This is a genomic window from bacterium, from assembly GCA_016786595.1.
GTDB lineage: Bacteria > Bdellovibrionota_C > UBA2361 > SZUA-149 > JAEUWB01 > JAEUWB01.
The window spans coordinates 1-11,792 of record JAEUWB010000047.1; the positions used below are offsets into that span (position 1 = coordinate 1).

Genomic DNA, 11,792 nt, shown 5'->3' on the forward strand with positions numbered 1-11,792 from the left:
CTCGTGACTTAAAGTATAATCGGGCCAGTAGAGTTAAGAGTGAAAACATTAAAATTAATCCGAGGAAAGAACCACCAAGAATTGAAGCGATTAAGTCGTTCTGATTTTTTCCGAGGATAAAGTATGCAACTGAGCCAAAACAAAGAAAGATTACGCCTCGCCAGGTCAGAGGAAACAGATCTTTCATTTGGGAATAAAAACTGCGGTAAGTCATGAATCGTTACCCGTAACTATAGAAGAAAGATTTACACTTAGGAACAGTGCAACTCTCAGGGTAATTTTAAATTCAACTGTGGTAGGGTGGCAGCCGTGCTTTAAGTTTTTACCACCATTTAAAGCTACCAAGCATCAAGACCAGGCCGACGATACACCAAAGCGTCCACCAGAATTCAGTGGATTTATCAACTTTTACATGCCGGTGCGTTTCGTGGTGCTCTTCGTGTGTCATTGCGTATACTTAGTTAAGAAGTACACAGATATCGACTGCTCAGGCGATTTTCTTTAGTGATTAGAGGGGTAAATGTGTTAAGTTGCCGTGTAGAATGGTCGATAGCATCAAGACTTAAGTATTAATAAATAATTGATTTTTTCCTTTATGGAGCAACTCACTCCGCAATTTTCTGTAATTATTCCTGCAAGAAATGAAGAAGAGTTACTTAGCCGAGCGATTGAATCAATCCGCGCTGCGGCGAGCTATTCTAATGCCACAGTTGAAATTATCGTCGTTTTAAATCGTTGCACTGACAGCACGGAGCAAGTTGCGCAGAGTCAAGGCGCTTTAATACTTGTGAACAATGAAAAAAACCTCGCAATGATTCGAAACACTGGACTAAAAGCCGCCCGGGGCGAAATTCTCGTAACCATGGACGCCGACAGTCAAATGTCTAAAAACATGTTTTTTGAAATTCACAGACGGCTTGCAACGGGTAAGTCTATTGGAGGTGGCGTGATGCTCTATCCCGAGCGTTACAGTTTGGGCATCATCGCTTCGATTTTATGTCTTGTGCCCTATTCACTCTGGCATGGGATTTCTGCGGGATTATTTTTTAGTTTACGGCGAGATTTTATAGCGATTGGCGGCTTTAATGAAACCTTACTTTGCGCAGAAGATGTGGACTTTGCTAAGCGGCTGAAGGCCTACGGAAAGACGCAAGACAAAAAATTTACAACAATTTTCAATGCTTGGATTGTGACCTCATGCCGGAAATTCGATAAATTTGGAGATTGGTATTTTGTTTCTCGTCCCTTGACGATGCTCAGGCTCCTCAAGGGCAAGGACCGGCGTTACGCTGACATGATTTGGTATGACTTTCCGAGAGAGTGAGTGGATGCACTATAGCTCAGATTATCTTGGAATAATGATTTTCCCAACTGCGGCTTGAACTTATACTTGTCCTTCTTCCGAGCTTAATTCCAATGTTGTTGCAGGGGAAGTATAAGTTCAAGCCTCAGTTAAAGAGCAGCGCGAACTGAAGCCTCAACTCTAGGGAAACAAATTATATTTATGTATTCTACTAATCAGTAGGGCATCATAATTATGAATTACATCAGCATAGTCGCTGGTAATTTCCATCATCACTTGTCGCATTTGTGAGACGCTCTCGACTTCAAGTTCAAGTTCGTAGTCCCATTCGCCAAAAGTCTTTACAATGAAAATCACATGCGGCTTGGTTTTACAGAGTGCCAATAGCTTTTGATGTTTCTCGGGGTTGCTGCGGTTTAGATAAAGAAATACTTTATAATGCAGGTGGCCGATTTGGGAGTGATGCAGTACTAAAGTGTAGCGCGTGATGACTTTCTTTTGCTCTAGTTTTTTCAATCTTAAGAGCACGGCGTCCGAAGAAATATCCAGCCCAGCTGCGAGATCAACTGCGGAAAGACGCGCATTCGTTGTTAATTTGCGAATAATCTGTTGATCGTTATGATCGACCTCGACCGGATCGGAGAAAACGGAATAGAATCCTGGTTTGAGGTCTTTGCGCTTGCGCCCAACTAGATAATCTCGAGACAGATACTCGCCTGCAATATTAATGCAAAACACTCTGCGGCTGACATAACCGTGATAACCAAGCGTTAAATCCTCAACCAGCGAATTTAAGGTCAATAAGTCTTTTGTCCCAGAAACCTTTAAGGCAAAGCCGATGTCAAAATTGCCTTCAATTCTGACAACCCAGGCTACATCTGGATTTGTATTTAAATGATCGATGATTTGCTCGATGTGCTGCTCGTTTACGCTGTGAAGTTTGAGAAAGATTTTATAGTACGCAAAGCCGAGCTTCGCAGAATCAACGACGGTGATTGTCGAGTGGATGACCTGTTCTTCAAATAGCCGCTGCACGCGATAACGCGCCGCCTCTTGGGAAATGCGGGCTTCATCGCCGAGCTTAGAAAAAGGTAAGCGGGCGTTACGGTCCAGGGCGTGTAAGAGCTGTAAATCAGTAGAGTCGATTTTCGCCATTTTTTCTCTATATCCCGATAATTTGATTATTTCAACTCGGGAAATGGTTTATTTTTGTATAATTTTTTTCTATATCCTAAATCTTCTTGTGTCAGGCAAGATTGCACTTTTTTGCCTCACTTTTTCATTTAGGCAGGGAGGAAACTATGGCTCAGGTATATTTTTTAGAAATTAATTATGTTCTTGAAAGTCGAGGACTTGAAGCCCCGTTTTTCGTTGGTCCTTATCGTTCAGAGCGTGAGGCGATTAGCAGGTCAAAAACTTTAAATATGCGCCCGCTATCAGTAAAACAGCTTGTAAACGTGAGGGAAATGAGTGCTGATGAAATCGACTCAGAGCGCGTGCTTGTGGCTGGAACACGTTGCTTTAACCGTGAACTTTTTCCAGCAATTAGTGAAAGTGGCGAAGTGGATAATGCTCAAAAAGAACACTATTTGCCCGCTGACTATTTTGAAAGCGGTGCGGAATTGGTCTAGGGAAGTTCTGATTAAACACAGCAAATACTTAGCGATTTGCTCTAAATTTCATCGATCGTAAGAGCATTTTTGATTAATTCGCATAGAGCATGATAGTTTGTGCGCTATGATACTTGCACCAACACATGCTTCAATCACAGCTGCCAAAGACTTATTAGCCGACGGGGAAGTTGTAGTTTTCCCTACAGAAACAGTTTATGGCCTTGGTGCCAATGCTTTACGAGAAAGTGCCGTTAGAAAGATTTATGCCTTAAAGGCACGCCCAGCGACAAATCCGGTCATCGTTCACGTAGCCGACATGCTCTCTTTGTTTGAACTCATCGCAAGTGGCGCGCGAAAAGAGCTTAGCCTACACTTATCTAAACTCGAGCAATTTTGGCCTGGCCCGTTAACTGTAGTTGTGCCTCGAGCTGAAACAGTTCCAGATATTGTCACTGCCGGAAAGCCTTCAGTAGGACTGCGCATCCCCAATCATCCAGTGGCATTGGAGCTTCTCAAGATGTGCAAATTTCCACTTGCTGCTCCTAGCGCAAATCGTTCGAACTACATTAGTCCGACTCAAGCTGAGCATGTGGAAAAGCAATTTAAGGATAAAAATTTACTAATTCTCGATGGCGGCACTTGTGAGGTTGGTGTTGAGTCGACAGTAATTTCTCTACTAACTCCAACTGCGCCTGAAATTTTACGCCCCGGTGGAATTAGCGCCGAGCAATTATCTGAAGCTTTAGGTGTTCAGGTCCCAGTTAAGCCCAATGCCGCGAAAAGTAATGCCGCCCAAGTTTCTCCTGGTTTGATGCCACTGCACTATGCACCAGGAACAAAAACCACTTTTTTGCGGGATATTGATGTTTCCACGCTCGGCGATAAGCGTGTTGGCCTCGTAGCTTTTAGCCGCCAGCGCGGCGCGCTTTATCCGCTCAATGAAGTTCGGGTTTTAAGTGCCACGGGAGATCTTAACGAAGTTGCGCACGGACTTTTTGCCGCCCTGTATGAGCTCGACCAGCTCGGATTGGATATGATTCTCGTTGATACCTGCGAAGAAAGAGGCCTAGGTATGGCGATTATGAATCGCTTGAAACGCGCCGTGACCGCCTAATTTCCGTAAGCAAGTCTTGTAATTTATCCTACAAGAATTACTTAGGCAGATACTTTCTAGGCTACAAATTTAAAGTTTTTTCCCCAAGGTTACGATATTTTATGCATGTATTTAGCTCGTAAGCAATCTGGCTTTACCATCGTAGAATTGTTGATGTGCATTGTGTCAATCGGTATACTTGCTGCCGTAGTTATCCCGCAAATGGAAGAATATCGACGTAAAGTTCGAGATGTTGTTGCACTGAGCGATCTCAGAAATTATATTATTGCTCAGGAATCATATTGGAGTGAACACCATAGATACGTAAGCTGCGAGAGATTGGCATGGTATTATGACGGCGAATATCAATATATGGACAACACGGGCTGGGGAACAAATTGTGAAGCTGTTTTGCCGGGATTTAAATATTCTGAAGGCGTAGCGGTTTACTCAGAAGGGATGGATTTTGACGGCACTTATATTGCAGCCCAGGCGTGCCACGCGCGCGGGACTAAGGACCAAGATAACTTTGCATCTGTAACGTTTTATATTTCTGGTGCTGATTACGTAGGCTGTCAGTCAAATACTATCTGTCGAGCTTGGCAGGATACCCATTCTTGCTGGGGGCCAGGACCTGAAGGCTAATCTCAAAGCAGATTAGTGCTAATATATCGATCATTCTTTTTCCAGGGAGTATGACGAGCGAAAAGTAGTGCTGCCCAAGTTTCTCCTGGTTTGATGCCACTGCACTATACACCAGGAACAAAAACCACTTTTTTGCGAGATATTGATGTTTCCACGCTTGGCGACAAGCGTGTTGGCCTCGTAGCTTTTAGCCGTCAGCGCGGCGGGCTTTATCCGCTCAATGAAGTCCGGATTTTAAGTGCCACGGGAGATCTCAACGAAGTTACGCACGGACTTTTTGCTGCCCTGTATGAGCTCGACCAGCTCGGATTGGATATGATTCTCGTTGATACCTGCGAAGAAAGAGGCCTAGGTATGGCGATTATGAATCGCTTGAAACGCGCCGTTGCTCAATAACGGCACAAGTAGCAACGCAGGAATGGCCGCATCGATCAATTGCGGTTCAATGCTCCAGGCAATTCTTAAACAACTCAGCGTAAGCAGCAGCAGTAGCCAATACGATTTCTTTTCGCCGACGAAAATCGCATTGATCACGAGGAGGAATGGAAAAAATAAAATCACATAATCATACGTCCAGGCATAAGGTGAAATTAATAAGCCACTTACTAGACCAATTTGCAGCAGCCACTCAGCGCTAATCTTAGCTTTAGTATAGCGCCAATACTCAAAACTAATTAGTGCAAGTCCAGCAAGAAAAGAGACGCCACAGACTAGTTGCTTGGAGGTGCCAAAAATTGCGGCGCCAATACTGACTAAAGTTGGAGTTTGCCAGTTGAGGCTTGAGCCTAAGTCGGCGCTTAGGAGCTGAGTGTAGATTGCTGAATTCCAGCCATAAGGAACTCCAAGCAAAAAGGCTGCCCCGAGTGTAAACCCAGAAAGCCAGTGAGCACGGCGAGACTTTAGCGCCAGAATTAATACCAGCGGCAGGAGGAGCATCGCCAAATTTGGCTTAACTACAAACAGCGCAAACGCAATTCCAGAGATCAATTGCTTGGCTTTGCTGCTTGATTCAAAGTAAAGAGCCCCAAGGCAAAACGCTAGAGACAATACGCAGGCAAGTTGACCAAGTGCGAGACAATAAAAAGCGGGGAAAAAACAAAAGGCGCTCACGAGTATCTGATGCTCGGTCCAGCGGGTTTGAGTTCGCTTCAGTATTAAAAGCAGACTTAAGGTCAGTGCAGCGCTGGAAAGCAGTCCCCAAATGATTAGTGCGAGTTCTTGCGAAAGCGTTGCCAGGGGGACAAAAAGCGAAAACACAGTTGGCGGATAGAGAAAGTCGATTGGCTGATCAGTTGGCTTGGCTACGCATGACTGCGCCGTTGCCCTCACATATGGATTTTCCCCCTGAAGAAATTTTGTTGTGACACAATGCATGTAGCGAAAATCATTTTGCTCAGAGCCGAGAGCGATCAAGCTAAAACAAATGAAAATTGCGACAAAAACCTGCTTATTCACTATCGATCGCTTCAATGATCCTTGCAGGTAAGAAATAAATTACCGGTATGAGAATATAAATTCCCAGTGAAATATAGACACTAAGCGGCGCTAAGAGCACTGCAGTTAGATATAAAACTGGCCCATAGAGGCTTTTACGATTTAATTTCCTAATGTATTTTTTCGATATTTTCTGATCATAAAGGTTTGCATGGTCAGCATGAAAAGCCATCAGGTTAAACGCCACTGCTGCGCCAAGTACAATTAACCTGTAGAGCATGACTGTCACTGTTTCAAAGGGAAATTCCCCCAATAGTGCAGTCGGGAAAGGAATTAAAGAAAGCCAAAAGAGCAGATGATTGTTGTGCCAGAGTAAGGCACGACTTGTTCGTGCCAAACTGTAAAAAAATGAATGATGATTAACCCAAAAAATGGCTACGAGTAAGAAGCTCAATGCATAAGCGATAAATTTCGGAGAAATCGCCGTCAGTTCACTGAGGATTTGCCCCGAAGCCATGCCGGTTTTGATTGAGGTTGGAACTTTAATTTCAAAAACCATAATGGTCAGGATGATTGCAATCACGCCATCACTGAATGCTTCGATGCGCGAAGTGGATGGAATAAAGCTTTCCGGGTCTTTCTTCATAAATGTAATACAAGTAAGTCAGCATTAAGTTGCGGGTCGGTGATTGGCGTCGGGTCTTGTTCGGCGCTTCTCGTTGGCCCGCTTTTCCAAAGATTACCACGTAAACGCACAACTAGCCCCTGCTTAATTTTTGAAGTTTTAATTCTTCCTGGGAGCGCGTACTTATTAAAAGCTTGCCACTCGGTGATTGTTTTTACATCAGTTAAATTGCAGTCGGCAGGTGCCTCCCAACCACTGTACCCATTCCAGGGCTTGGCCAGGATCGATTGGTCAAGTGTATATGTAGGCACAACAACATAATCAGCAGCTTTTTCCTCAAGCGCAGCATAAGCTTGCGGAAACCAAGCGTCGGCACAAATCAAAACTCCAACTTTGCCAACTGCTGTATCAAAGACTTGGTAGTTTGTAGTTTGATCTGCGGCCATGAATTCCAATTCACGTGCAATTGGAAAGTGCTTCTTAACAATCTGCTCTTCAGGAGTGCCGTCTGGACGAAAAACTAGCGTTTGGTTGTAAAGCGGCCCAGGCTTTAGTCGCAACTTGCCATGCTGCATCTCGATCTCTGGGAGTGGAATTGAGCCAGCAACAATTGTCACTTGAAATTCCTTGGCGAGCGTGGAGAATATTTTTTCATAGGCTTCAAGCATTGCCGCAGCGCGCACTTGAAAGAGCGCCTCTGCGGCACTATCTTTCTTGTCACTCCAGGCAAGCTCCCAAAGGAATGGAATGATTCTACGACAAGCAACCTGTTGCATTGCTGCTGATTCAGTTACGGCCGTGAAAACACTTTCAGCTTGGTTAAGTGTTGCTAGATAAAGTCCGACATGCTCAGGGAAAACCACTATTGTTTGCCTTTGCAGAAAACCTTGAGATTTTGCAGTTCCAAGGATTGGTCTAATGCGCGAGAGAAAGTTTTCAACCGACTGAAAATCTCTTTTTTGGAAGTAAGCCTGGACTCCGAGAATCGACCCGCGGGAGCTAGCAACACCGATTTCGTGAATTTTTATCTTGTTATTTTCAGCGTGGGCACTTTGCAGGCATAAAATATAAATCAAAGTGACAGCTATGCGCCTAGTGAGCAGTTTCATCGTAAGCAAAATTCTAGCAAAAAACCTAAGACCTATGCTAGATCTGTTGCAAGGTAAGCCACTATGAAAACACTACGACTGACACTAATTTCCCTGATCTTACTAATCTCGGCGCAACTTTGCATTGCTGACCAGCAAATTCCAGTTGACTGTGGGGCGAAATACGAAACCGGAGATCAAGCCTGTAACGATGCTTATCAGGGCTGTTTAAATCGCGGCGGTTCAAGGGAGTGCTGCCAGACGATGGTGGAACTGTGTGACCGCTGCGTGAAGAGCAAATGGTATGAGTGTCTGAAAACTGGCTTTTGGCCAGAACTCCCAGCATGCACAAGTGGGATGAGCTGTTGTCTTAAGCAGATTCAATGCACAGAAGGTGCTAAATATTAAGTCTTCTGCATTATCACTAGTTCCCACTCTCGAATTACGTGATTTCATGGCGCGCTACTTAAAGCGCTTTGCAAAAGTGCCTGGGTGTCACCGCGCTGCTGCATATCAAGCCGAGTTAACGGCAAGTTTAAGCCAGATCTGTGAGTTTTGTGGTGGGACTGTGCTTGAGGGAAAACCCGAAGAAGTCTGGGAGGTAATCCAACAACTTAAGGCACCCGATCTACAACCGGTGTTTATCGCTGAAAAAGTCGAAGCTAGGCATTTAGCCGACCCACTTAAGACATTCTCGGAGTTACGTAATCGAGGAGTTTTACGGTTTTTTCTTGAAGGCGAAATTATTAAAATTCCTGATACGCCAACTGAGCAAGTCAAACTGTTGGAGAGCTTGGAAGCCCGCAAAATTTCTAAAGGCCAGGCAGCCAAAGATCAGTCGGGGGATTTTTATTTAATTCTACAAACTCTTGTACTTGCCGAGACTTCAGCATCTGAACTCAGGCAAATTGTTGTCGAGCAATCAACTGCAGCCGGTAACTGTGTATATTTGATTTATGACAAACAGTTCTTTCCCTGTGCGACTCAGAATTTTTGCGAGCAATGTGGAAAATTACAGAGTCAGGAGCTTGCTAAAAACATTAAGCAAGACACTCTAGCTGCGCTTGGTAGGCACAATCAGTTTGATTGGCGAAGCGCGCTAGAGCTAAGTGATGATGAATTACTCTTGAGCAGTCTTGAATATTTAGTTGAACTTGGGCTTTCGCAGCTTACAATCTCAACTACAGGGCTTGAAGCTTGTGTCTTTGTGGAGACTTTAGCTCGGGCTGAGATTTACTTAAAAGTGTTAGAAAAGCAGGGGAATCTACTCAGTCGAAGCCAGCTAGTTCACGCTTTGAAAGTCGCTCCAGTGGTTAAGCCGTTAGAATTCCTTGAAGCTAAAACAATCGCTGAATATCGAGCAATACTTGAGCAAGCTAAGGCGCTACCTGCTGGGCTGCTGATCGCTAATGGTTCACTCATTGGAGTGCAGACAGAGCTACTAGTTGAATATTTAGGTCTAAACGAAATGATTGCAGAAGTTTTTTTGCGACAGAAAAATGCAAGACTTAGTAATCTTACACTCAAGGATTTCAAAATTAAAAAGCTTACTCCCCAGTCAAGTAGCGCAAACACTAGTGCAAGTTTGGCTGAAATCACCGTGAAAAATTTGAGCTATTTGCAATTACTGCAAACGCCTATTGCTGAGTTGAAAAGTTTTTTTGATTCCTCTTCAGCCTTAGCCAATATTTATCAAGGCCTACTTAGTGCTGGAGTTGCAGAGGAAAAATTATGCACCGAGCTTAGCAAGTTAAAGTTTTCCGTACAAGACAAAATTAAAATTTTACGCGGAATAATTTTAGCCCAGAAAATTTTGACCCAGAAAAAAAATCTACGAATGAAAAACGAAAAAGTGCAGGTATTTTTTACAGATATTTTTTCGAAAAACTCTCTTTTTGAATTTTTCGAAAAATCGAACACCGTTTTTAATGACCTAGTAGCGCTGAGCAACCGGGTTTGTCTGATACTACGTGACTGAAGTCGTAAAACTCAGCAATGTAGCTATAATTTAATGCGCATATAATATCTAATAAAATCAATTAGTTATCGCATTTATTTAATTTACTAAATTACTCAAAACTTGTTTGTAAGATTTTTTGTCTAAGCACTTGCAACTGCTTGCTCTTTAGGGCATGTTCCCCGTCCGCTTAGCGCCAAAAATGATTTGACGCTATGGCGCATTGGTCTTTGAAAAATTAGCTGGGGTAGAAGAAGGTAAGAGCATATTAAGCTTTTATTTGTGCGAGTCCTTTAAGAGTTTCTGAAAGTTGTTCGCAAGAATGCTTTCAACAAGAACGCTTGAGTAAAATTTGCAAGCAACACAGTTTAGCTACTGTGTATGCTAGCCAGTAGATCTCTTTATTGAAGAGTTTGATTCTGGCTCAGAACGAACGCTAGCGGCATGCCTCAAACATGCAAGTCGTACGCGAAAGTCTTCGGATGAGTAGAGTGGCGCACGGGTGAGTAACACGTAACTAACATCCCGTCTCGCTGGGGATAACTCCGGGAAACCGGAGCTAATACCGAATGATCAGCTTGGAACTTCGGTTCTAATCTGTAAAGCCTTACGGCGCGAGATGATTGGGTTGCGGTCTATTAGCTTGTTGGTGGGGTAACGGCCTACCAAGGCGACGATAGATAGCTGGTCTGAGAGGATGACCAGCCACACTGGAACTGACACACGGTCCAGACTCCCACGGGAGGCAGCAGTTGGGAATATTGGACAATGGGCGAAAGCCTGATCCAGCAATGCCGCGTGAAGGAAGAAGGCCTTCGGGTTGTAAACTTCTTTTAGCAGGGGCGAAAAAAATGACGGTACCTGCAGAAAAAGCACCGGCTAACTCTGTGCCAGCAGCCGCGGTAATACAGAGGGTGCAAGCGTTGTTCGGAATCATTGGGCGTAAAGCGCGTGTAGGCGGTTTTGTAAGTCTGGTGTGAAATCCTGCAGCTTAACTGTAGAAGTGCACTGGATACTGCAAAACTAGAGGATGGGAGAGGAGAATGGAATTCCTGGTGTAGGGGTGAAATCCGTAGATATCAGGAGGAACATCAGTGGCGAAGGCGGTTCTCTGGCCCATTTCTGACGCTCAGACGCGAAAGCGTGGGGAGCAAACAGGATTAGATACCCTGGTAGTCCACGCCCTAAACGATGAATACTAGACGTTGGGATACCTAATTGTCTCAGTGTCGCAGCTAACGCATTAAGTATTCCGCCTGGGAATTACGGTCGCAAGATTAAAACTCAAAGAAATTGACGGGGGCCCGCACAAGCGGTGGAGTATGTGGTTTAATTCGATGCTACGCGAAAAACCTTACCCAGACTTGACATCCCGGGCTATTCTGGGAAACCAGAAGTTCTCTTCGGAGACCCGGTGACAGGTGCTGCATGGCTGTCGTCAGCTCGTGTTGTGAGATGTTGGGTTAAGTCCCGCAACGAGCGCAACCCGTGTCTTTAGTTACTAACATTAAGTTGAGCACTCTAGAGATACCGCTTGGCTATAAGCCAGAGGAAGGTGCGGATGACGTCAAGTCCTCATGGCCTTTATGTCTGGGGCTACACACGTACTACAATGGAGAGGGACAAAGCGAAGCTAGCTCGCGAGAGTCGGCCAATCGCAAAAACCCTCCCTCAGTTCGGATTGAAGTCTGCAACTCGACTTCATGAAGCTGGAATCGCTAGTAATCGCGGATCAGCATGCCGCGGTGAATACGTTCCCGGGCCTTGTACACACCGCCCGTCACACCATGGGAGTTGGTCATACCTGAAGTGCCTGTGCTAACCGCAAGGGGGCAGGGTCCTACGGTACAGCCGATGACTGGGGTGAAGTCGTAACAAGGTAGCCGTTGCGGAAGCAGTGGCTGGATCACCTCCTTTAAGGGAGCTTTCTTTCGGATCGCACAACGTTCCTGAAAGACATGCTCACAGATTAGGAGCGTTCCTTGTTGATCTTTAGACGGATCGAGAAATTTTTATCGAATCGCACGTAATAAA

At 44.7% G+C, this 11,792-nt stretch carries 11 protein-coding genes and 1 rRNA gene; 8 read left to right on the plus strand and 4 right to left on the minus strand.

The genetic code is table 11. The features are described 5' to 3' along the window. Positions 1-595: 595 nt before the first annotated feature. On the plus strand, positions 596-1,324 hold the full coding sequence (locus JNK13_07130) for a glycosyltransferase (GenBank protein ID MBL7662509.1): 729 nt from the start codon (positions 596-598) through the stop codon (positions 1,322-1,324). Between the two features lie 159 nt (positions 1,325-1,483). On the opposite strand, the gene JNK13_07135 is transcribed toward JNK13_07130, so the two are convergent. Beyond that, positions 1,484-2,458, minus strand: coding sequence for an Lrp/AsnC family transcriptional regulator (locus JNK13_07135; GenBank protein MBL7662510.1), 975 nt, complete (start codon positions 2,456-2,458; stop codon positions 1,484-1,486). Between the two features lie 146 nt (positions 2,459-2,604). Here JNK13_07135 and JNK13_07140 point away from each other — a divergent pair, with 146 nt between their 5' ends. The 4 genes from JNK13_07140 to JNK13_07155 all read left to right on the plus strand — a co-directional run bounded on the left by JNK13_07140 (position 2,605) and on the right by JNK13_07155 (position 5,050). Next, on the plus strand, positions 2,605-2,934 hold the full coding sequence (locus tag JNK13_07140) for a hypothetical protein (protein ID MBL7662511.1): 330 nt from the start codon (positions 2,605-2,607) through the stop codon (positions 2,932-2,934). Positions 2,935-3,040: 106 nt separating this feature from the next. Beyond that, positions 3,041-4,030 carry a threonylcarbamoyl-AMP synthase gene (locus JNK13_07145; protein ID MBL7662512.1) on the plus strand — a complete coding sequence of 330 codons (990 nt, stop codon included), beginning with the start codon at positions 3,041-3,043 and terminating at the stop codon, positions 4,028-4,030. A gap of 105 nt (positions 4,031-4,135) precedes the next feature. Continuing rightward, positions 4,136-4,654 carry a type II secretion system protein gene (locus JNK13_07150; GenBank protein MBL7662513.1) on the plus strand — a complete coding sequence of 173 codons (519 nt, stop codon included), beginning with the start codon at positions 4,136-4,138 and terminating at the stop codon, positions 4,652-4,654. 93 nt (positions 4,655-4,747) lie between these two features. Then, on the plus strand, positions 4,748-5,050 hold the full coding sequence (locus JNK13_07155) for a hypothetical protein (protein MBL7662514.1): 303 nt from the start codon (positions 4,748-4,750) through the stop codon (positions 5,048-5,050). Here the strand turns inward: JNK13_07155 and JNK13_07160 are convergent. The 3 genes from JNK13_07160 to JNK13_07170 are packed head-to-tail and all read right to left on the minus strand — an operon-like array spanning position 5,003 to position 7,822. After that, positions 5,003-6,109 (minus strand): DUF2029 domain-containing protein, encoded by a 1,107-nt coding sequence (locus JNK13_07160; protein ID MBL7662515.1) that lies wholly within the window; start codon positions 6,107-6,109, stop codon positions 5,003-5,005. The two genes, JNK13_07155 and JNK13_07160, sit on opposite strands and share 48 nt — an antisense overlap. Then, positions 6,102-6,734: a DUF1211 domain-containing protein gene (locus tag JNK13_07165; protein MBL7662516.1), complete on the minus strand. Its 633-nt coding sequence runs from the start codon at positions 6,732-6,734 to the stop codon at positions 6,102-6,104. The genes JNK13_07160 and JNK13_07165 overlap by 8 nt, the downstream gene beginning before the upstream one ends. Further along, the gene (locus JNK13_07170) at positions 6,731-7,822 is read right to left on the minus strand and encodes a carbon-nitrogen hydrolase (GenBank protein MBL7662517.1); all 1,092 of its coding nucleotides are present in this window, start codon (positions 7,820-7,822) and stop codon (positions 6,731-6,733) included. Before JNK13_07170 ends, JNK13_07165 begins: the two co-directional genes overlap by 4 nt. Positions 7,823-7,885: 63 nt before the next feature. Here JNK13_07170 and JNK13_07175 point away from each other — a divergent pair, with 63 nt between their 5' ends. From JNK13_07175 to JNK13_07185, 3 genes are all read left to right on the plus strand, one after another. Next, positions 7,886-8,209, plus strand: a complete 324-nt coding sequence (locus JNK13_07175; GenBank protein MBL7662518.1) for a hypothetical protein — start codon at positions 7,886-7,888, stop codon at positions 8,207-8,209. Continuing rightward, complete coding sequence (locus JNK13_07180; GenBank protein ID MBL7662519.1) at positions 8,196-9,779, plus strand: hypothetical protein; 1,584 nt, start codon at positions 8,196-8,198, stop codon at positions 9,777-9,779. The genes JNK13_07175 and JNK13_07180 overlap by 14 nt, the downstream gene beginning before the upstream one ends. A 380-nt stretch (positions 9,780-10,159) precedes the next feature. Beyond that, a 16S ribosomal RNA gene (locus JNK13_07185) occupies positions 10,160-11,675 on the plus strand. Positions 11,676-11,792: the final 117 nt, after the last annotated feature.

Coding starts and splice junctions, on each gene's coding strand:
- JNK13_07140 (MBL7662511.1), top strand. CDS start 2,605: ATGGCTCAGGTATATTTTTTAGAAATTAATTATGTTCTTGAAAGTCGA.
- JNK13_07130 (MBL7662509.1), top strand. CDS start 596: ATGGAGCAACTCACTCCGCAATTTTCTGTAATTATTCCTGCAAGAAAT.
- JNK13_07135 (MBL7662510.1), bottom strand. CDS start 2,458: ATGGCGAAAATCGACTCTACTGATTTACAGCTCTTACACGCCCTGGAC.
- JNK13_07155 (MBL7662514.1), top strand. CDS start 4,748: ATGCCACTGCACTATACACCAGGAACAAAAACCACTTTTTTGCGAGAT.
- JNK13_07175 (MBL7662518.1), top strand. CDS start 7,886: ATGAAAACACTACGACTGACACTAATTTCCCTGATCTTACTAATCTCG.
- JNK13_07165 (MBL7662516.1), bottom strand. CDS start 6,734: ATGAAGAAAGACCCGGAAAGCTTTATTCCATCCACTTCGCGCATCGAA.
- JNK13_07150 (MBL7662513.1), top strand. CDS start 4,136: ATGTATTTAGCTCGTAAGCAATCTGGCTTTACCATCGTAGAATTGTTG.
- JNK13_07170 (MBL7662517.1), bottom strand. CDS start 7,822: ATGAAACTGCTCACTAGGCGCATAGCTGTCACTTTGATTTATATTTTA.
- JNK13_07145 (MBL7662512.1), top strand. CDS start 3,041: ATGATACTTGCACCAACACATGCTTCAATCACAGCTGCCAAAGACTTA.